General features: G+C 67.2%; 23 protein-coding genes. 3 read left to right on the forward strand and 20 right to left on the reverse strand.

The window, feature by feature from the left end; translation table 11 throughout:
* The 7 genes from INP57_RS24940 to INP57_RS24970 all read right to left on the reverse strand — a co-directional run.
* The coding region (locus INP57_RS24940) for a transposase (RefSeq protein WP_200072785.1) at positions 1-113 on the reverse strand (113 nt) is incomplete at its 3' end.
* A gap of 141 nt (positions 114-254) precedes the next feature.
* The gene (locus INP57_RS24945; RefSeq protein WP_200072786.1) at positions 255-650 is read right to left on the reverse strand and encodes a hypothetical protein; all 396 of its coding nucleotides are present in this window, start codon (positions 648-650) and stop codon (positions 255-257) included.
* A 46-nt stretch (positions 651-696) separates the two neighbouring features.
* Positions 697-1,806: an ABC transporter ATP-binding protein gene (locus INP57_RS24950; RefSeq protein ID WP_233628254.1), complete on the reverse strand. Its 1,110-nt coding sequence runs from the start codon at positions 1,804-1,806 to the stop codon at positions 697-699.
* Positions 1,806-2,447 (reverse strand): ABC transporter permease, encoded by a 642-nt coding sequence (locus INP57_RS24955; protein ID WP_200072787.1) that lies wholly within the window; start codon positions 2,445-2,447, stop codon positions 1,806-1,808. Before INP57_RS24955 ends, INP57_RS24950 begins: the two co-directional genes overlap by 1 nt.
* A 15-nt stretch (positions 2,448-2,462) precedes the next feature.
* Positions 2,463-3,677, reverse strand: a complete 1,215-nt coding sequence (locus INP57_RS24960; protein ID WP_200072788.1) for an IclR family transcriptional regulator domain-containing protein — start codon at positions 3,675-3,677, stop codon at positions 2,463-2,465.
* Positions 3,678-3,980: 303 nt separating this feature from the next.
* Positions 3,981-4,808, reverse strand: coding sequence for a DUF6282 family protein (locus INP57_RS24965; RefSeq protein WP_200072789.1), 828 nt, complete (start codon positions 4,806-4,808; stop codon positions 3,981-3,983).
* 65 nt (positions 4,809-4,873) lie between these two features.
* Positions 4,874-5,704, reverse strand: a complete 831-nt coding sequence (locus INP57_RS24970) for a nitrilase-related carbon-nitrogen hydrolase (RefSeq protein WP_200072915.1) — start codon at positions 5,702-5,704, stop codon at positions 4,874-4,876.
* A gap of 255 nt (positions 5,705-5,959) precedes the next feature.
* On the opposite strand from INP57_RS24970, the gene INP57_RS24975 reads away from it, so the two are divergent.
* On the forward strand, positions 5,960-6,631 hold the full coding sequence (locus INP57_RS24975; RefSeq protein ID WP_200072790.1) for a flavin monoamine oxidase family protein: 672 nt from the start codon (positions 5,960-5,962) through the stop codon (positions 6,629-6,631).
* Between the two features lie 29 nt (positions 6,632-6,660).
* Positions 6,661-7,128, forward strand: a complete 468-nt coding sequence (locus INP57_RS24980) for a hypothetical protein (protein WP_200072791.1) — start codon at positions 6,661-6,663, stop codon at positions 7,126-7,128.
* An 86-nt stretch (positions 7,129-7,214) separates the two neighbouring features.
* Here the strand turns inward: INP57_RS24980 and INP57_RS24985 are convergent, their stop codons facing one another.
* From INP57_RS24985 to INP57_RS25040, 12 genes are all read right to left on the reverse strand, one after another.
* The gene (locus INP57_RS24985) at positions 7,215-7,373 is read right to left on the reverse strand and encodes a hypothetical protein (RefSeq protein ID WP_200072792.1); all 159 of its coding nucleotides are present in this window, start codon (positions 7,371-7,373) and stop codon (positions 7,215-7,217) included.
* 49 nt (positions 7,374-7,422) lie between these two features.
* Positions 7,423-7,779, reverse strand: coding sequence for a hypothetical protein (locus INP57_RS24990; protein ID WP_200072793.1), 357 nt, complete (start codon positions 7,777-7,779; stop codon positions 7,423-7,425).
* A gap of 782 nt (positions 7,780-8,561) precedes the next feature.
* Positions 8,562-8,777 carry a hypothetical protein gene (locus INP57_RS24995; RefSeq protein WP_200072794.1) on the reverse strand — a complete coding sequence of 72 codons (216 nt, stop codon included), beginning with the start codon at positions 8,775-8,777 and terminating at the stop codon, positions 8,562-8,564.
* Positions 8,778-9,115: 338 nt separating this feature from the next.
* Positions 9,116-9,319, reverse strand: a complete 204-nt coding sequence (locus INP57_RS25000; RefSeq protein ID WP_200072795.1) for a cold-shock protein — start codon at positions 9,317-9,319, stop codon at positions 9,116-9,118.
* A gap of 252 nt (positions 9,320-9,571) precedes the next feature.
* Complete coding sequence (locus tag INP57_RS25005; protein ID WP_200072796.1) at positions 9,572-9,727, reverse strand: hypothetical protein; 156 nt, start codon at positions 9,725-9,727, stop codon at positions 9,572-9,574.
* Between the two features lie 255 nt (positions 9,728-9,982).
* Entirely contained in the window at positions 9,983-10,576 is a 594-nt protein-coding gene (locus INP57_RS25010) for a dihydrofolate reductase family protein (RefSeq protein ID WP_200072916.1), read from the reverse strand.
* Positions 10,577-11,109: 533 nt separating this feature from the next.
* The gene (locus tag INP57_RS25015) at positions 11,110-11,565 is read right to left on the reverse strand and encodes a CBS domain-containing protein (protein ID WP_200072797.1); all 456 of its coding nucleotides are present in this window, start codon (positions 11,563-11,565) and stop codon (positions 11,110-11,112) included.
* 152 nt (positions 11,566-11,717) lie between these two features.
* Entirely contained in the window at positions 11,718-12,008 is a 291-nt protein-coding gene (locus tag INP57_RS25020; RefSeq protein WP_200072798.1) for a hypothetical protein, read from the reverse strand.
* A gap of 123 nt (positions 12,009-12,131) precedes the next feature.
* The gene (locus INP57_RS25025) at positions 12,132-13,406 is read right to left on the reverse strand and encodes an ATP-binding protein (RefSeq protein ID WP_200072799.1); all 1,275 of its coding nucleotides are present in this window, start codon (positions 13,404-13,406) and stop codon (positions 12,132-12,134) included.
* Positions 13,407-13,614: 208 nt separating this feature from the next.
* Complete coding sequence (locus INP57_RS25030) at positions 13,615-14,397, reverse strand: cation:proton antiporter domain-containing protein (protein WP_200072800.1); 783 nt, start codon at positions 14,395-14,397, stop codon at positions 13,615-13,617.
* 291 nt (positions 14,398-14,688) lie between these two features.
* Positions 14,689-15,705 carry a Dyp-type peroxidase gene (locus INP57_RS25035; protein WP_200072801.1) on the reverse strand — a complete coding sequence of 339 codons (1,017 nt, stop codon included), beginning with the start codon at positions 15,703-15,705 and terminating at the stop codon, positions 14,689-14,691.
* Between the two features lie 144 nt (positions 15,706-15,849).
* Entirely contained in the window at positions 15,850-16,926 is a 1,077-nt protein-coding gene (locus INP57_RS25040) for an NAD-dependent formate dehydrogenase (protein ID WP_200072917.1), read from the reverse strand.
* Between the two features lie 502 nt (positions 16,927-17,428).
* Here INP57_RS25040 and INP57_RS25045 point away from each other — a divergent pair.
* Positions 17,429-18,724 (forward strand): GNAT family N-acetyltransferase, encoded by a 1,296-nt coding sequence (locus tag INP57_RS25045; protein ID WP_200072802.1) that lies wholly within the window; start codon positions 17,429-17,431, stop codon positions 18,722-18,724.
* Between the two features lie 319 nt (positions 18,725-19,043).
* On the opposite strand, the gene INP57_RS25050 is transcribed toward INP57_RS25045, so the two are convergent.
* Positions 19,044-19,355 (reverse strand): helix-turn-helix domain-containing protein, encoded by a 312-nt coding sequence (locus INP57_RS25050; RefSeq protein WP_200072803.1) that lies wholly within the window; start codon positions 19,353-19,355, stop codon positions 19,044-19,046.
* Positions 19,356-19,695 lie beyond the last annotated feature (340 nt).

Here is a 19,695-nt window from a genome sequence, read left to right on the forward strand (position 1 = left end):
TCGTTAATTCCGAGATCGCGTGCTACTTCCGCAATCGGCTTACCCGATTCACGGACCAACTCTACCGCGTGATTGCGATACTCGGCAGTGTACCTCCGGCGCGACGCCGCCATCATCCACCTCTTTCACAGACAGTCGATCACTACTCTCGGCTGTCCGCCAAAGCGGGAACGGTCCAGATGACCTACGAGGAAGCTCTGGTCCGGGTTACCGACTTCATCACCAGCACGGACCCGCAGGCGGCGGGAAACCGGCTACTGGGGCCGTTCTGATTCGTACGAGCACGAACGTGCGGAACGAATGGACGCTATCAGTCCCAGGGAAGGCACGGCTTGGCCGATGTTCGCGGCCGCCAGCAGCGGCGCCGAGATCCTGCCCGCCCAAGAACGGGTCAACAGCACCCCCACCGGGATGGCCACCGACAAGATCAGCGTCGTAACGATCGCCGTCAGCACCAAGTGCTTTGCGGTGCGGCTGAGCAGGTACTCGACGTTCAGACTGCGCTGTTCGATCAAATCCAACGGCTGGACCGAGATGTAGCCGTACAGTGCGAGCAGCACAGCGGCCAGGACCAGCGGCGTGACCGCGTACCGGACGGAACGCGCCGCGACCGTCGCCGATCCGCCGGTGTCTTGCGCGAGCGCGCTCACGAGGACACCTCCAGCAGGTCCGGTCGGCCGGGGCGTTGGACGTTGCTCAGCTCCCGGATGGAGTCGAGCGCAGGACGCCGCGGGAACGGCCTTGTTCGTCGACGACGACGGAAGCCGAGGAATTGACGGACAACATCTGGTCCAACGCCTCGAACAACGTGTGCCTCGGACCCAGCGGCGAGATCAACGGGACAGCAGCGTCCCGGTCGTCGGGCCGGTTGCGAGGTTGCCAGCCCAACGGGCGGCGTTCGGAATCCAGCAGCAGAAGGAATTCCTCGTCGGTTCGGGTGGCGACGGCGACGCGTTCGGCGTCCTCGGCGGAGTCATCGACCGTCGGCCACCGCGGGATGTCGAGGTCGGCGAGCCGGGTCAGCGAGAGCCGCTTGACCGCGGTCCCCGAACCCAGGAACTCCCGCACGAAGTCGTCGGCGGGCTCGCCGAGGATGCGTTCCGGGACGTCGTACTGGGCGATGCGGCCGCCGTCGCGGAAGATCGCGATCCGATCTCCCATCTTGATCGCCTCGTCGATGTCGTGGGTGACGAACACGATCGTCTTGCGCAGCTGGGCTTGGATGCGCAGCAACTCGTTCTGCAGCGCCTCCCGGTTCAGCGGGTCGATCGCACCGAACGGTTCGTCCATCAGCATCACTGCGGGGTCGGCCCCGAGCGATCGGGCCACCCCGACCCGTTGCTGCTGGCCGCCGGACAACTGCTTCGGGTACCGGCCGCGGTAGTGCTGCGGGTCGAGCCCGACGAGATTCAGCAATTCATCGACACGTTCGGCGATGGACCCCGCATCCCAGCCGAGCATGCGAGGGACGGTGGCGATGTTGCTCGCGACGGTGCGGTGCGGGAACAAGCCGGTCTGCTGGATGGTGTAGCCGATCTTGCGGCGCAACCGGTCCGCTCGCACCTCGGTGACGTCGGTGCCACCGAGGTGGATCCGGCCCGCGGTCGGTTCGATCAATCGGTTGATCAGCTTCATCGTCGTGGTCTTGCCGCACCCGGAGGGGCCGACGAATGCCACGATCCGACCGGCGGGCACGTCGAGGGTCAACTCGTGCACGGCAGGTTCCGGGCGGCCGGGGTAGGACTTGGTGAGCCGGTCGAGGCGGATCATGGCCTCGCCGCCCGATCCGTGGATGGCCTCGGACATTACAACCCCATCAACGTGGTGAGTCGGTTCAGCACGGCGAACAGCGAGTCGAAAAGCACGGCCAGCAACACGATGGCGGCCACGCCCTCCACGGTCAGGTAGATCGCGAACGGCGTGCCCGCTTTGGCCAACCCGTCAAGGATCAGGTTCCCCAGACCGGGTCCGTTGACCGCCGCGGCGATCGCGGCGATGCCCAGCAGCAACTGGGCGGCCACCCGCATCCCGGTGAGCACTACCGGCCACGCGAGCGGCAATTCCACGCCGAGCAACCGTCGAAGGCGGCCCATCCCCATGCCGGTGGCGGATTCGACCAACGCCGGATCGACTTCGCGCAGGCCGACGATCGTGTTGCGCACCACCGGCAACAGCGCGTACATGGTGAGCGCGACAATCGACGGCGCGTTGCCTAGCCCCAGCGGTGCGATGAGCAGGCCGAACAACGCGTACGAGGGGATCGTCAGCAGCAGCGCGGTGGCGCCGAGCACCGCGGCGCGCAGGGCGTCGGTGCGGTAGACCACTACCGCCACCGGCACTCCGATCAGCACCGCCAGGCCGAGCCCTTCGAGGACGAGCACAGCGTGCGCGGTCGTCGCCCCGAGGACCTCCGTCCAGTTTCCGGCGAGATATTCGAGGAATCCCATGCCGCGGGTGCTCGCCTAGCCCACCGGCGCGCGGTCGAGCGCGTCGTCGAAGAAGTCGTCGAGCCGGTCGACGAGACCGCAGAAGGTCGGGTGCTCGTCGAACATGAACTCGGTGTGTCCGGCGTCGTCGATGAGTTCCAGCCGCTTGGGCTCAGCCGCATGTGCGTAGAGGGAGCGGGCCTCTTCGGGCTTGTGCAGTTCGTTGGTACTGCCGTGGACCACCAGCAGCGGGCGCGGGGCGATGCGGTGCGCCACCGCTTCGGGGGAGAACCGCAGGAGCATGTCGGCGGATTCCAGGGTGACGCCGGAACCGAAGCCGGGGGCGCGGTAGAGCTCCGTGCCGACGTAGCCGTCGGTGTTGTCGTCCAGGTCAAGCCGTACGATGTCCCACGGTGAAGTGATCTCGGAACGGCCGAGTTCGGTGCGACGTGCGCGATCGGCCATGACCCGCTCCAGCAGGCTGTTCCACGTCCGCTCGTCGTGCATGGCGCGGGTGGAACGGGCGCCGTCGGCAATGGCGTTGACGGACGCGACGGCCCGGACGCGGAACTTCGGCGCGGAAACGTTCAGCGCTGCGATCACGCGGTTGCGGAAATCGCGCACGGGTGCGGCCGCGGCGACGAGGCATTCTTCGAACTCCTCGTGCACCAGGGCGTAGCCGCGGGCGCGGGCCTCGCGCACGCGGGAGATCACATCCTCGGCGTCCTGCGGGGCGCGTGGGCCCGCCCGGTCGAACACGGCGTCGTCGAGCAGGTCCCTGATCTCGTCATCGTCGTGGTCGAACAGCAGCGCCCGGCCGGACGAGGTGGTGTGCAGCGGAGTCACCCGGCCCACCCAGCCCGCCGTCTGCACGGCGCGCATCGGGCTCTCCGACATCACGGTCAGCGCACCGTCGCCGTCGAGCACGGTCAAGTGCGCACGTTCCTTGGTCACCGACACGACGCTGCGCAGCACCGGCGGCGCCTCGGCCAACAACCGCTGCTGGCCGACGTGGGCGGCCATCGTGAACATCCGCCAGCCCAGCCGGTAGCCGAGCGTCTCGGGATCGCGGGCGACCATCCCGGTCTCTTCGAGCACCCGCAGCGCACGGGAGATCTGGGTCTTCTCCCTCCGCACGCGGCGGGCGATCTCGACCACTCCGAGGCTGCCCCGTTCGGCAGCGTCCACCGAGCCCAAGACCCCCAGGATGGCCGCCGCGCGGTGAACGCTGGACGAGCTTTCCTGATTCATGGCCGGAATAGTGGAAGCCGCACGTGGCGCGGGCAACCATCGTTGCTACCCGAGCAACGGCAAGCTCCTCGCTGATCGGCATGCCGCACGCACCAGTTCGGAGTGAAATGTCCGGAGCAGACGTCCGGCCGGAGCCGATAGGCGGTTCCCGCCCATTCCTTCCCGCGGTCGCGCCGCTGGACGAACCTCGTCGAGCACCACGCCGGGTTCGACGCCCCGCGTGCGCCGTTGCGGAGCGATCTCGATGATTCCGGTGAGGTGGCGAGGTCTCGGGCTGCGCGCGGAAGTCAGCTGCCGATGGTGCTAGCGGCTCACCAGTGCGTCAGGCCGCTCGCCCGCGCAGGCACGCAGCGCGCCGCGGTCGAGGCCCTGCCCGGTGAGCACGTCGACGAGCAGTTCCAATGCCTCGGGCGGATTCGGCGAGTCCTGCTGGCCGGCGTCCGAGGACAGCACCACGTTGGCCAGCCCGACCTCGTCGGCGAACGCCGCCAGCATTTCCGGAGTGCACCCGGTCTGGTGCAGCAGCTGGAACGTCGTGATCTCGGCGAGCGCCCCGTGCGCGATCAGGGCCGTCGCTTGCGACGCCGTCATGGCGGGCACGGTGTAGCTCGGATGGGTCAGCAGGATCCTGCGCACCCCCTGCTGCCGGGCCGTGGGAACCAGCCAGGCCGCCTCGTCCCCGCTGATGTGGCCGGTCGCCAGCACCGCGTCGGCTTCCGCGATCAGCCGGCAGATCGCCCGCGCGTCGTCGGCGGTGGACGGATCCACCGGCGGGAGCGCGTAGCTATGGCCCGACAGCTCCGGACGGGTACCGCACAGGCTGGGCAATCTCGCCGACCGCTGGGTGTGCGCATCGGCCGTCGGCATCCACACGAAGCGGCCACCTGCGTCCAGGTATGCCGCCACTGCAGCGGGATTGACGCCACCGACGTGCTGGTTGAGCGCGATGCCGCCGTACACGCGCACCGGCTGCCCGCGGCCCGCTGCGACCGCGCGCCCGACCGTAGACTCGTAGTGTCCTTTGAGGACGCAACCGGTGAATCGCGCAGCCGCGTAAGCGGCCACCACGCCCCGGTCATCGGCCCGGCGCGGCGTCACGTCCGGTGCGGCATGCACATGGAGGTCGAACACGCCGACCACTGTGGGACCCGACCCGGTCGTTGACAACGCTCGTTGCTCGCCCGGCAATACGGCGATCAATCCGCGCCTTCCTCCAGCAACCTGTTGACCTCCCGCGACACCAAGCCGAACCGGGACTCCTGCAACAACGGCATCTCTCGGCGCCGCCTCCGCGCCGCCTGCACCTCGATGTCGACAACGGTCAGCGCGGAATCCCAGCGGGGTGCCTCGGCGACCACCTCGCCCCACGGATCGAGCACCCTCGATCCGCCCCAGAACGAAACACCTGCCTCGTCACCGACCCTGTTGACGAACACCACCCAGCACTGCTGCATTCGCGCGATGAACAGCAGCAAGTCGCGCCAATACGACTCGGTGTCGACGGCACCGGGCGCCACACCGGAGGCGCTGTTGGCCGGCACCAACAGCACTTCCGCACCGTCTTGGGCGGCCAGCCAGGGCAATACGGGCTGCCAGGCGTCGTTGCAGACCAACGTCGCCATCCGTGCGTGCGGCGTCTCGTAGGCGCGCAGCGCCGTCCCAGGGCTGGCGTGCTTGCGCTCTTCCCAGCTCAAGTAGTTCGGCAAGTAGAGCTTGCGATGGGTGTGCAGAACGTGGCCATCAGCGCAGTAGGTCGCCGAGTTGTACCGCCGCAGACGGCCGTCCTCGTGCAGGCCGACGAGCACGTCCGGCCCGAAGCGCGACAACCGCGCAACCCGATCATCGGTCACCGCGATCGACCGGTCATCGGGCAGTTTCCCGAGTGCGTAACCGTGCAAGCTCAGCTCCGGGAAGACCACGAGTTCGACCTCGCGCTCGGCCGCCTGCCGCACGACCGCCTCGGCAGCACCGGAATTCGCCTCGACATCACCAAGCGCCGTATCGACCTGCGCCAAAGCCAGCCGCATCCACAACCTCTCCCAACGAGCCGACATCCTGCTACGGCAAGTGCCGCCTCCGAGTCCTGGCACGCTGCATAACTGCTGGCACACGCAGCCGCCAAGCATCGTTGCTGGACCGACAACGCGGCCGTCGCAGTTCTCGCGCTCCCAACAGGAGCCGATGCGCCGCCACCGAGGCGCAGTGTGGCTCCGTACGGACCCAGCCCCCCTGTTGCGTGCGGCCGCGCAGGCCCTGGCGCACGCAGTCCTAAGTGGATTCCGATGGACTTCCCGGCGTGCCGGCGGAACGGTGCGGAAAGTGCGAGCTCGAGCCTAGGGTTCGCGAGCTGGAGCGGACCATCGAGGCGCAAACCCGCAATCGACTTTACCCCGCCATCGGTCACCAACCGCATCACCTTCAGCCCCGCACTGCCGGTACGGCGGGCCGGACTGCAACAACGCATGCCGATGGGGTTGGTGATCAAGATGCACATCGCCTACCCGACACCCTTCTGGCGCCACCGCGGGTTGAGCGGCGCGGCCATGAGCACCGACCGCGCCCTGGCGCTCGTCTTCGACCAGACGCTCCAGAACGAGAGCGTCGGGGTTCTCGTCGGTCTCATCGAGGGCGAGCATGCAGTGCAGTACAGCCAGCTGAGCGTCGACGAGCGTCGCGAAGCCGTCATCGAGGACCTCGTCCACTACTTCGGCGAAGACGCCGCGTCTCCGATCGAGTACGTCGATTACGACTGGATCCGGGACGAGTGGGCCGAGGGCGGCTACGGCGCCCACATGCCACCCGGCATCGTGACCGGCTACGGCGACACCATCCGTGAACCCGTCGGGCGGATCCACTGGGCCGGCACCGAAACCGCCACCGAACACATCGGCTACTTCGAAGGTGCATTGCAATCAGGCATCCGAGCCGCGCGCGAAGTCATCGACGCAGGCTGACCGGGCACACCACGATCGGAGGCAAGAAGATGAAGTTCGCGGACTTCGCCGACGGGTTCCGCCTCGAATTGGCCAACCGAGAGTTCGCCCGCAGCGCGATGACCCTGCTCGCGGCCCGCGCCGGAGGATGCGACTCGGGACCGTTCTGGGTCGGCTACGCGAAGCTGGAGGAATTCAACGCACCCAGGTACCGAGCCGCCGCCCGACGAATGAAAATCAGCTTCGAACCCGACTGGAGGACCCGTACCCGAGGCTGGCTCGTTGGCCACACGCCCATGCCGCTCTTGCACGAACTCCTGCGGATCGCGTACCCGCGGACCGTCGAGTACGCCGAAGACATCAGACGACTCAAAGACGCAGGGCCACCACGGGAAGCGGCCTTCCTCGATTACATGATCAGACAGGACCTCCAGGTGCGCATGATGCACGCAGCCTTGATCGGGACCGCCAGCGAGGCAACCGCGCTGGTCGACGAATTCATCGCATCGGAGCGCTGACGACAAACCCATCAAAGTACTTTGCGGAACCTGGCGGATTTCGCACTGCCAGCAAATGGACCAAATACAACGCCTAGGGAGGCCCATCATCGCTGAACTTCTTGTTGGATGAGCTCAGCCGTGCGCCCGGCCAGCCGAATGCGCAGCAATGCGTCTTCTTCGAAGCCGTCGCCGACACGGGCCCGGACCTCCGCCGTGCCCGTGAGGCCAAGCGGCTCCCGCTCCGGTTGGCTGAACGGGGTCAACGAGCTCCCCGTCCGCTACACGCAGCAGACCCCGGCGGCGAGGATGTCTCTACAGCGGTAGCCCGGCCTTCGGGGAGAGCCACCTGGCTTCGTCGGTCTTGCGTAGAGCGGCGATGGTCGGCTGGTGCCGTTCGATATACCCGATCACCTGATCAAACATGTTGATGATCTCGTGCATCTCGCCGTGTGCCGCATACACCGCCGGGCGGCTGGTGTCGAGCTTGGTCATCAGCACGCTCACGAGGTGCCGGAACTCGTACAGGATCGAGGTGTCCACTGCCGCGTAGCAGCACAGCTCGTCGCTGACCTGGGCGGTTGTCTGCTCGCGTACGGCATTGACGGCCGCTTCAAGCGCATCGCGGGCGTGGTACAGCGTCTCAAGCGGGTGCTCAGCGGGTGCGCTCATGACGCTTCTCCTCTCCGCGCGTTGAGCGCCCCATGGTGCCGCAAATGACCGCTACGACCAGGAGCACTCGGTCCTTTCACCCAGTTGGGTGACACCGCCGCCGCGACCGTTGTCGGTGGACCGCCCGCTGGGACCAGGACGATGAGCACGGCCCAGGAGGCGGCGAACCCGATCGCGCTGGCCAGGCGAACCCAGGCCCGCAACCGTGGCTTGATCGAAGCATGGGCGCGTCGGCAGAGCTCCGCTCATGCCACCAGGATATGAACGTGGTGCCGTCGATCACCGATCACGGTCATCATCGGTGGTGAACGGGGTGCGCAGCCGGTGCATGGTGCCGTCGCTCCGGTCTGCCTGCCGGTGATGACGAGGGCTCGGGGTGCTGCGGGGCCGGTCAGGTTCGAGGAACGCGACGGGAGCGACGGGCCTCAGCGTGCTGGATCCATGTCCGGCGGGCGGGCATGCGCCGGGACGCTGCGGCGTGCTGCGCCGATCGACGCCGGCGGGGCCGTTCCGAGTCCGGTTGCTGGAGTGAACGGGGGAAGAAGGAGGCATGAGTCAGTCCTTTCAGGACAGAGGGCCACGCACTGAGCGCGTGGAGCCGACGGGAGTAAGTCGGTGCCGACCCCGCAACGAGGCGTCGAGGAGCCCGCCGCGTCGCTGTGGCTGGCTGTGGCTGTGGGGCATTCCGTGCAGGAGTTGCTTGCTGAGAGTGCGTCCGCCGCGGCCGCGTGCAGCACGCTGTGCACGCAGGGCGTCGCGTTGACGGGGCGAAGCGCGAGTCCTCAGTGGATTGCGTAGGTGCGTGCGGACGCGAAGAGGTCGACCCCAGCGGCATCGACGCTGGCGGCCGCGGCCAGGTCCACGAGCGTGGCCGATGGCGCGGTCAGCAGATGTGGCCAGAGCTGCTCGGCCCGCCGGGTGATTTCCGGGCCGGCGAGGTCACCGTCCACTGTGAACGTGACCGTGGTCGTGATCGGGTGAGAGATGATGGCCCGCACCGGGCCTCCAATGCATGGTGGAAGGTCCCCACGGCCTGGCGCCGACGCGGAAAGCGTCGCTGCTGCAGGCCACAGGGCGCGTTGACGAGCCGAGTATCGGCCCGTGGCACCAGGCCTGGGCTCGACTAGGAAAGAAAAGTTCCGATGTGCAACAGGTGGCGACCAGCTGGTTGCTCACGCGCCCTGCGGGGCAGCGGCATCGCGGCGGCGCCTGTGTTGCTGCGGTAACTCCGATCGACACGTCTCAACCGCACGCAGCAGGCGGATGCGGGAACGGTGCCGACGGGACCGTTCCCCGGCCCGCGCAGCGCGCGAGCCGGGGAGGGTACAGCGCAACCTCAAATGGCGCGGACGAGGTCCGCCTGGGCGCCCTTGGGGCCCTGGCTGACCTCGAAGCTCACCTGCTGGTTCTCTTCGAGAGTGCGGAAGCCCGTGCCGTCGATGGCCGAGTAGTGCACGAACACGTCCGGCCCGCCCTCGTCCGGGGCGATGAAGCCGAAGCCCTTTTCCGAGTTGAACCACTTCACGGTTCCCTGAGTCATGTACGTCTCCATTCGGGAGCTAGAGGAATCACGGGACACCGCACCGCGCGGCAGCCCCGGGCCGGGGATCTCAGACGGCGGCTCAACTCCAGCTACACCAAAGACAGCAGCTCGCCCGCATCAACATCCTGCGAGCATGCGCGAAACACGAACCCAGAAACAACGACCACCCTGGACGCTACACGCCACCGGCGCCGGTGACCAACCACCCCGCGATCAGGCGCGCCTGAGTCCTGTTCGGACGGATGCCGGCTACTCGGCGGGAAGATCGGAGGCGCGCAGCTCAAGATAGGACTGCCCGCGGTGGAAGCGCACGGCGCTGTGCAAGACCGGCAGCACCAGCCGGTTGCCGACGTTGACCGCAACCGGCATGTCACCGGCGTCGGTCTCCTGCAACTGCCCCAGCACAACCGCAAGCTCATTACGTCGCCGGCGGCCACGGATACCGAAGCTGCTGGCTGCGGCGCACATTCCGCTGAGGCGTCGCTGCGGGTGTGCCCCGTTTCCAGCGAGACACGCAGCGACGCCCGCCCCCGCACCGCGCGGCCACCGGCATCGCTGCGGCCATCCGCTGGACTGACCCGTATCAAATCAGCGCCGGGTGGCGACGATGATCGGAATCCGCCGTTCCTCGATCGTGACGCGCGAAAGCCCAGTTGCTGCTCAATCGGCGTCGTCGCGTTTGCGGTAGCGGATATGGGTGGTCAGCGGCGAGTGGAGCACCTCGACGGGCTCGAAACCGAAGGTCTCGACGCCCTCGAACAAGCGCTCGCCGCTGCCGAGCAGGACGGGTGCGATGTCGAGGGTGAGTTCATCGATCACGCCGACGTTGAGTGCCTGTCGAACCGTCGAAGCGCCACCGGCGATGTCCACACCCTTGCCGTCGGCGGTTTCGAGCGCCTGCGCGTGAGCGGTGTCGAAGCCCTCGGTGACGAAGTGGAAGGTGGTCCCGCCCTCCATCTCGATCGGTTCGTGGGCGTAGTGAGTGAGCACGAACACCGGGGCGTGATAAGGGGGCTCGGGTCCCCACCATCCGTCCCACGTCTCGTTCCACTCACCTCGGATCGGCCCGAACATGTTTCGGCCCATGACATAGGCGCCGCGCGGGCGCATCAGCCACCTGTCGGCCGTCTTGTCGGCTTCAGTCGCGCGCGGGTCGCCGATGTGCCAACCGTGCAGCTCGTGGCCGCGCTTGCCCAGCGGATCGTCTCGGCTCTGCTCGGGTCCGGCGACGAAGCCGTCGAGCGAGATCGACATGTGGCATGTGGTGTCGGACAACAGCTTCTCTCCGAACGTAGTAGTTGCGGGTTGCGCTGCGGTCATCGGACCGCATGACACACGTACAGACTGGCGGAGGCCACCGAAATCATCGCGACAGCGCGAAAGCCGTTCAAGGCTTGAACCGCCCCAGGGTGTCCGGAGGCTTCAGCCTTGGGAGGCCGCGGCGAGCGCGGCGTGGTTCGCGGGGCCGCGCGACCGGCACCGCCCGAAACGCCGCCACAGTCGCGCTGGTGGCACTGATCGGCGCACAGCTCGGCCAAACCTTGGCGCTACGAGGTCGAACCCCCTCGTAGCCGCCGCGGCACTCGCGTCCACGGCAGCCTTGGCCCTCGCCGTGCAGACCCCGGGAGTCAGCACCTTCTTCGGTTCCACTCCACTGTGGCCACACGGCTGGGCCACCGCGCTAGCGTCCGCCACCGCGGCCACCCTCGCCAGTGTCGTGATTTAGCACCGCGCAACGAACCGGATCGGCGCAGACAACAGGCCCGACCACAGCGAAAACGCGCGCACTACCGGTCCGCCCGCAGGGCAGTCGCATTCGCGCGACGCTCGCTGGCACGTGCTTCGACATCCGCATCGGAACAGAAGCCGAGACCCGTGCGTTTCAAACACAGCAACCCACGCAACATGCCTTGATCATCGATGACGGCCAGGCGCCGACGCTGATCCGCAGTCATCACGCTCCAGGCAGCGTCCAGATCAGCATCAGGACGAACGACCCGCCCCTGCAACCGCCCGCTCAACCATGCCGGAACCTGCGGAGACATCGAGCTGATGTCCGGCCGCTCCACCACAGCCAGCAGCCGACCACCGTCGACGACCAGCACCGCGTGCACGTGGTCGTCTTCAAAAATCTCGCGCGCCTGAGCAACCGTCGTCGCCGAACCGCACACCTTGGGTGCATGCAACATCGCATCAGCCACCGTCACGCCACCGCCAACGCACTGAATGCCCGCGCGACTCATGATGACGAATGCTCCAGCGACTCCACGCTGCCCAATCTACGGCGTCCACACACACGTGCAAGGTACTCGGCGTAGCACGCAGTTGCCGGATCGCGATAATTCAACACCGAGCTGTCGCGAGCGAACCACGTCGAAGCCAGCATGTCACCGACCTAATGACGACTCCCGACCTCGACCCGACCAATGTCACGACCAGGGTGCGCCGGTAGCGCGGCACCTTCTGAACAACGCACTACGACGTCCTGCAGATGCGATTTCAGATCCCGCACCTTCTGATCGAGACGGTGTTTCAACCACATCAGCACAACGAACAGGCCACCCAATCCGACCTGAACCCATTCCGACGCTTGCCCGCCCGGTAGGACCAGCGCGCCAATTGCAATCGTGAGAGCCACTCCCGTGGCCAGCACCAGGATCAAACGAAGGTAACGCATTTCAGCCACCTGCACCCACCATTGATGCCTACTTTTCCAGTAGCAGCGCCCGAAAAACCGAAGATGCCACCCGCGCAGGTTCGTATTTCTTCCATCACCGGCACGATCAACTTCGTCACGTGATCAGCCGTCCTACAGCCGGGTATATGCGTCGATATCCTGCTCAAACGTCGCGATGGCATCGGCGCTCAGCGTCGGGCGGGCGTCGGCGATCGCTTGCAGGTAGTCCGCGGTGACAGCGAGTTCACCGCTGTGTTCCAGCACGTCGCGCTCGAACGCGGCTTGGGCGCCCTGGCGCGCGGCGAACTCGATGTCGGCCGGTGTGAACAGTTCCGTTCGTTGCACCAGCAGATCCAGGTCGACGTTGTCCCGCGCCGGTCCGAGATAGCGCGACCAGATCGCTCGCCGCGCGGGAGGATCCGGTGGCCCGACCGGGATGATGTAGTCGAACCTGCCGGGCCGCAGGAAAGCGTGATCCAACGAGCTCACGGAGTTCGTGGCGCAGACCAGCAGGCGGTGGTCGTGTTCGCGGAAACCCGGGATGAGCTTGAGCAACTCATTGGTCACCCCATGGGCCGGACCCGCTGCCGGGCCAGAACGCGTACCAGCGATCTCTTCGACCTCGTCGATGAACAGGACGAGGTCGTCGAGCTCCTCCAGCTGCGCGAAGATCTCCCGCAGCGAAGCCGCCAACCCGTCCGGTGAGGAAGCGGCCAAGCGGGACGGGAACAATTCCACAAACGGCCAGTTCAGCCGGGAAGCGACCGCCTTGGCGAAGCTGGTCTTGCCGGTACCCGGAGGTCCGAACAGGACGATGGCTTTCGGGGGCAGCACACCGTGCCGTTCCGCCGGTCCCGGATGGGCGATCGGCAGCACGACCCGGCGTTCGATGACGTCCTTCTCCCGCCGCATCCCGGCCAGCGCGTCCCACCGGCCGGGTGGGAGAAGGCCGCCGCCGAGGTGTTCCAGCACGTCGAAGTCGGCTGGGTCGAGCTCCTCCACCTTTTCGAAGTAGGTCAGGTCGGTGCGCGGCCGGTAGCCCGAGTTGATCATCGCCTTGGACCCGGCGGCTCCTTCGGGCACCAAGCTGGCGATGCGATGCACCCCGTGCGCGCGCAGCCGCTTTTCGAGTTCAGCCAGCAGCGCGCTGCCGATGCCCCGGTTGCGCCACCGCGCGTCGAGGGCGAACAGCGCCAGCCACGCCCGCTCGCCCTCCACCTTGGCCGCCGCCATGCCGACGACGTCCTGCTGCACGACCGCGACCATCGCCGGATGCCCGGCCTGCGCGATCGAGACCACCTCGGCAGCCGAGAACACCGGTTCGGTGCCTTCCCGGCTCTGATCCCAGATGTGGATCGCCTGGTCCAGGTCATCACCATGGAAATCGCGCACTCGCCACGACGGCACAGCACACCTCCTCGTCGCTCGGGCAGCGGGGTCGAGTAAAACGCCTCCACGACCCGTTGCCGCTGCGCCCGTTCCGATACCGGCGCCCACGACCGGTTCGTAGCGGGCGCAGCGGGCGTTCGAAAATCCCTTGAAACGATCGAATGCTCAGCACGGGCAACTTCTGCTGAAACGAAGTGCAACACATCTCGACCAGTGCGTCCAAAAGCTACTTTCGATGCTCCGATAACTCGAATCTATCAACGGAAATCATTGCTGCACCGGGTCTGCGCACTCTTGCGCGACGCCCGGGGCACGCTCGGTCGCCGTGCCGCCGGCGGCTAGCGCCGGTCTGCAGCCGCGGGTTCTGGTGCCCGATGACCAGACCGGCCACGACCACGGCAAGGAGCCCCGACGTCCGGCACAGCTCAGCTAGGACGTAGGCGGCGAAGGGTGTCGCCAACGAGATCACGTTGACCGACAGCGGGTCGGTGAGCAACAGCCGGGACAGTCGCACCAGCCACGCCACCGCCGCACCGACCGACAGTCCGCCCAGTGCGGCCAGCAGGAAGCTGCCCGTGGCAGCGCCGAAGGAGAACTGACCACCGACGGCGACGGCTACCGCGACTTGGTACACCGTGAGCGCCGTCGCGTCGTTGAGCAGACCTTCGCCTTCGATCAACGTCGACAACCGCGCGGGCAGCCGCGCGCGCCGTCCCACCGCGAGCGAGGCGACGGGGTCCGGAGGCGCAACCGCCGCTCCCAGCGCGACCGCCGCGGCCAGCGGAACCGCAGGCACCAGCCACGCCACCAGCCCGCCCACCGCGAACGCCGTTGCGAGCACGAGCAGCACCGACAGGCTGATGACAGCGCGGAGACGGCTTCTCACCGCCAACAGGCTGGAGCTGAGCGCAGCGTGGTAGAGCAGCGGCGGCAGCACCACGTCGAGCACGACTTCCGGCTCGAGCCGCAACTTCGGTCCCGGTAGCGCGGCGTACACGAGGCCGATCACCGTGAGCAGGACCGCGGCCCGGCAGCTGCGTCCGTCCGCTGATCTTGCCGACCAGCACCACGACCCCGACGAGCGCAAGCACGAAGCCGACCTCACCGAGCATGTTAATGCCTCCGCATCGAGGTGGCCGCGCACGCGGAAAAGGTCCGCCGCGGACCACGCCTCCGCATCCGGAGTACGCCGCAGGAGACCTCGCCGTCCCCGCCGGTGCTCGAACCCGCGTTGCCCAGGTTCGCCGCCCCATGGCGGACGAGCACTCGGCCGATCTCCGGGCTCACGCACCTGCGCCGGTCAAGCACCCCCGATCGTCAACGACGTGTCGGCTTCGTTCGTGGGCCGGGCTTCCGGCACCGGAGGCTGATCAGCGAGGAAATCGGCGGTCGGCACGACGAACAACGACCCGGTGACCGCCGTGGAGAAGTCCAGGATTCGGTCGTGCGTTCCGGGCCCGGAGCCGACGAACATTTTGTCCAGCATCGTTTCGATGACCGCCGGGTCGCTCGCGTACCCGATGAAGTAGGTGCCGAACTCGCTCGATCCGACTCGTCCGAAGGGCATGTTGTCGCGCACGATCTGCAGTTCCTCGCCGTCCGGACCGTTGACCGTGTTGACAGCGATGTGCGAGTTCGGGGGCTTCGCGGCATCGTCAAGCTCGATGTCGTCGAGCTTCGTACGCCCGATCACCCGTTCCTGCTCCTCGGTCGACAACGCATTCCAGGCGCCGGTGTCGTGCAGGTACTTCTGCACGACGACGTAACTCGATCCCTCGAACGCGGGGTCCTGCTCGGCGGTGACCGTCACCGCCGCTCGAGCCGCCCCACCGCTCGGGTTCTCAGTGCCGTCGACGAAGCCGAGCAAGTCGCGTTGATCCCAGTACTTGAACCCGTGCACCTCGTCGACCACCGTGGCCGAGCCGCGCAGCCGAGCCATTACCTGTGCGGCGAGTTCGAAGCACAGGAACAGCTGCCGCGCGCGGATGTGCAGCAGCACGTCGCCGGGAGTCGAAACCGCCCGGTGCCGGGGTCCTTCGAACTCGGGCAACCGGTGCAGCTCGGCAGGTCTGGGACCGGCGAACAACCGGTCCCAGGCCGCCGATCCGATGCCCGCGACGCAGGCCAGGCCACCTTCCGGGTAGCGGAACCCGACCGCACGCTGCAAACCGGCCAGGTCGGCGAGCAGGTCCCGCACGGCGGACTCGCCACCGTCGTCGATCGTCAGAACCAGGAACACCGCCGACTCGGTCAGCGGAGTCAGCACCGGTTGCTGCTCGGGGTACTCGCCCTGGGAGGTCGAGCTGGTCAACCCCATTCAGGCCTCCATGTCGTAGTGGGGAAGCACAGTCAGATCGGTCATTTTCCCGTCCTTCGCTCCTGGCACGGAAGCGCCCTGCCCGCAGTCGCGAGCCGCCTACGCCAATAACCGGACCGGCATTTCTCCGAAGTCGTACGCCGACTACGCGCCGCGACCGGCCTCGACGCCCGCACCGGCGGTATACGATTTCGCGCCTGTACCGGCCAGTTCGCCGCCTTCGACGATCAGGTACGCCTCCCGGATGTGGCGCCCGGCGAGGAAGTCCTCGAGGACCTCCCGCGTACCCGCGGCGTAGCGGGCCTGCGCCGACAGCGTCGTGCCCGACACGTGCGGCGTCATCGCTTGGTGCGGCATCGAGCGCCACGGGTGGTCGGTCTCCGGTGGCTGGGGGTACCAGACATCCCCTGCGTAGCCGGCCAGTTGACCGCTTTCCAATGCCTCGACCACGTCGTCTCGAACTGTGATCTCGGCTCGTGCGGTGTTGACGATGTACGAGCCGCGGCGCATCGAGTTGATCATCTCGCGGTCGAACAGGTGGTACGTCTGCGGATGCAACGGCGCGTGCAATGAAACGACATCGACCGACCTAGCGAGCGAGCCCGCATCGGGATGGAAGGCCGTCCCGAGCTCGTGTTCCACATCCGTCGGCAGTCGCATCGGGGAGAAGTAGTGCAACCGCACGCCGAACGGGGCCAATCTCCGCAGCACGGCCTGGCCGATGCGACCGGCGCCGATCACTCCCACATTCATGCCCTCCAGGTCGTACGATCTGGAGGCGGCATCAGCGATGTTCCAGCCACCGTTGACCACCCACTCGTGGGCGGGCAGGAAGTTGCGCACCAAGGTCAAAATTTGCATGACCGCGTGCTCGGCGACGCTGAGGCTGTTGCTGTAGGTCACCTCGGCGACCGTGACCCCGGCCCCGATCGCGGCATCCAAGTCGACGTGATCCGACCCGATTCCCGCTGTCAGAGCCAGCTTCAGCTTCGGCGCCTTGGCGATCCGCTCGGCGGTGAGGTAAGCGGGCCAGAACGGCTGGGAGATGACGACCTCCGCGCCGGGCAGCTCACGTTCGAAAACGGAGTCGGGACCGTCCTTGTCGGAAGTGACGACCAGCTCGTGTCCCTGGGCTTCCAGGAACTCGCGCAACCCCAGCTCGCCGGAGACGCAGCCAAGCAGATGCCCGGGAGTGAAGCCCAATGCCGACGGGGTGGGCAGCGTCTTCCAATTCCGAACCGCCCTTTTCGCAGTCCGGCCAAGTTACCGATCGGCGCCGCCCCACTGAACCGCCGAGTCCACTTCGGACTTCGCTGCCCTCAACTGCCCGAGGTTTGCGACGAACCTCAACTTGCAACCAGCATAAATTATGGACGATCGCGATTCCGGCGTCTAAGCGGAAATAACGAATAGCCGACAAGGGGCGTTTATGATGACCGGTCGATCGATCATCGCCTTTTCGCGCGACGAAAACCTCGTCGTGGAAAGATCGTCCAGTAACCCGGTAGGAAGCCGATCCCGAGCGCAGCGACTCGTCCCACTCTGCCGCCGACAGAACCGCCCTTCACTCAGGCCCCGTCAGCCGCCAACCCTTCCAGGCGGCGCGTGTCCCCGCCGCTCTCGCCGGTCCCTGCGGATCGTTCCGGTAAGCCGCACGGAGGTTGTGACTCGCGTGTAACACCGAGCTCAAACCAGGGAAACGGGGAGGGGCGATCCTCGGAGCATGCGCTGGATGCGACAGACAGGCTTTGTGCGCTGGGTACGAGCGCACGGCCGGGGCTGCTACGTTTTCGTGGGCGTGCTTGTCTGGATGACCGGACTCGTGTGGGCGGCGGCCGGTGGCGGGACCGCAACAGCGCTCATCGGCGCCGCGTTGTCAGCGCTGGCCGCAGTGACCGTCGGCGCGGCGAGCCGCAACGGCGCATCGAGTGGTGGGGCGGCCCCGGCAACAGCGTCGGAGACGCAGCGGCCGCTGGAGGTACGCGAAGCGGAACCCGACCGAAAACCGGTGCTGTGGCGCGTGCGCACCGGCGTGGTCGATGCGCCCGGCCAGTTGGCCGAAGTCGCTGCCGCACTTGCCGCTCTCGGCGCCGACATCCGCACCGTGCAAGTGCACCCCACCACCGAAGGTGCGGTGGACGAGATTCTCTTGCACGCCCCATCCGGGGTACGTCGTCGCGACCTCCTGCGGGCCGTGCGGGTTGCCGGAGGAACCAGCGTCCGTGTGGCGCGCGCTGAGGTGCACGAGCTTGATGACATACCGACGCGGGCATTGAGTGTCGCCACGGGACTGGTCACCGGGCGGACCGAACTGCGGCGTGGACTGGCCGTGCTACTCGGCGAGGTCGCGGTGGACTGGTGCGAACCGAACGTCCGCATCCAGGAGGACCAGCACACAATCGCCGTGCCCGCGCCCGGTGGAGGAATGTTCCGGGTGCACCGCAGCAACGGGGAATTCACACCGGCCGAGCAGGCCCGGGCCCAGCGCCTAGCGGATCTGGCGGCGCGCTCGTGGGAACGCACGCCCGCCCACGCCGACGTGATCGGCACACGTTCCGGCCGGGAACTTCCAACGCGAGTGGTGGACCGCAGCGACTACGCCCACCTCCTCGCCTTCTACCGAGCATGTTCACCGGCGTCCCGACACCGCCGCCACCGCGCAGGCCCTCCCGATCAAGACGAGATCCTGCGTCTGCTCACCCCGGGAGTCGGCCGGGCACTAGCGGTCTTCGACGGCGACGACATCATCGCGTGGGGAAACCTCGTGTACGAAGGCGAGCAAGGAGATGTGGCCCTACTCGTCCGCGACGACTGGCAACGGCGCGGCATCGGTACGGCGCTGGCACGACTGCTCGTCGACCACGCCGAACGCGTCGGCCTCTCCGCGGTATCAGCACGCACACAGGTGGACGACAGCCCCACTGCCGCGACACTACGCGCCGCCGGTTTCATCCTGCACCGCGTTCCCGAACCCGGCGAGTGGCACTGGACCCACACCGCGTCCGAACACGCCATTTGACCGGCCGACGCAGCGAACCTCAGCGAGGACGCCCTACTTTGTTCCCGGAGAACGTTCGAAAAGGATCAGGCATGTGACGAGCCGTCAGAAGGCCGCCGGTGTAGTCGGCGCTGATGTCGTCGAGATCCAGGCTCGCGGGCGCTCGGCACTGATGTAGCTGACCGCGCCCTCACCAATGACGGCGATCCGCCACGCGTTGGCCAATGGCCGAACCCGGTGGTTTTGCTCCGCCCTTTCGGCAACTGGCGGCCGGTGACGAGCACAAGCGCGAGACAACCGGCCGCGCATGGGATGGTGATGTCGGCAAGCGCGGGCGTTGTCAACCTTCTCCGTCCGCGGGTGTGGCGCGCAGCTGCGCCAGCTGGTCTTCCAGGGCGATGATCCGGCACGCTCCCCACACCGGCATGCCCTGATCCACCAGCTCGCGCACCCGCGCGGCCCGCCGCAGCTGCGCGCGCGAATAGCGCCGATGCCCGCCTCCGGAACGCACTGGGACGAGCAACCCCGATTCCTCCAGCGAACGCAAGAACGGCTGGGTCGCACCCACCATCTCCGCCGCTCGCCCCATCGTGTACGCCGGGTACTCGGCGTCGTCGAACTTGTCCTCGATCCCGGCGTGTTCCTCGCTCATCGCACTCCCACGTAAGCCCCTCCACAAACGGACCCCCGACGCATCATCCGGCCTCCACGCCACCGCACTCCCATGGTCGGGCGTCACTGACCACCACCCTCGATGATCTGGCGGGCCCCGCCGTTCGGCACGACCAAGAACGTGGCCATCTCCGTCGCACGGCGAACTCAACACCTCGACCGCAAGCCCACGCGCTGCACTTCACAGGCACGGATGCAGGGGAGATGAGAATGAGAACCATTTTCGATAAGCTTCCGTCATGCGGCATACGGAAGGATTCACGGCGGTGGCGTGCGGGGTTGATCCCTGTCCGGCTGGGGGTGTCGACCCGCTGGCAGCG

It is taken from the genome of Saccharopolyspora galaxeae (assembly GCF_016526145.1).
Taxonomy (GTDB): domain Bacteria; phylum Actinomycetota; class Actinomycetes; order Mycobacteriales; family Pseudonocardiaceae; genus Saccharopolyspora_C; species Saccharopolyspora_C galaxeae.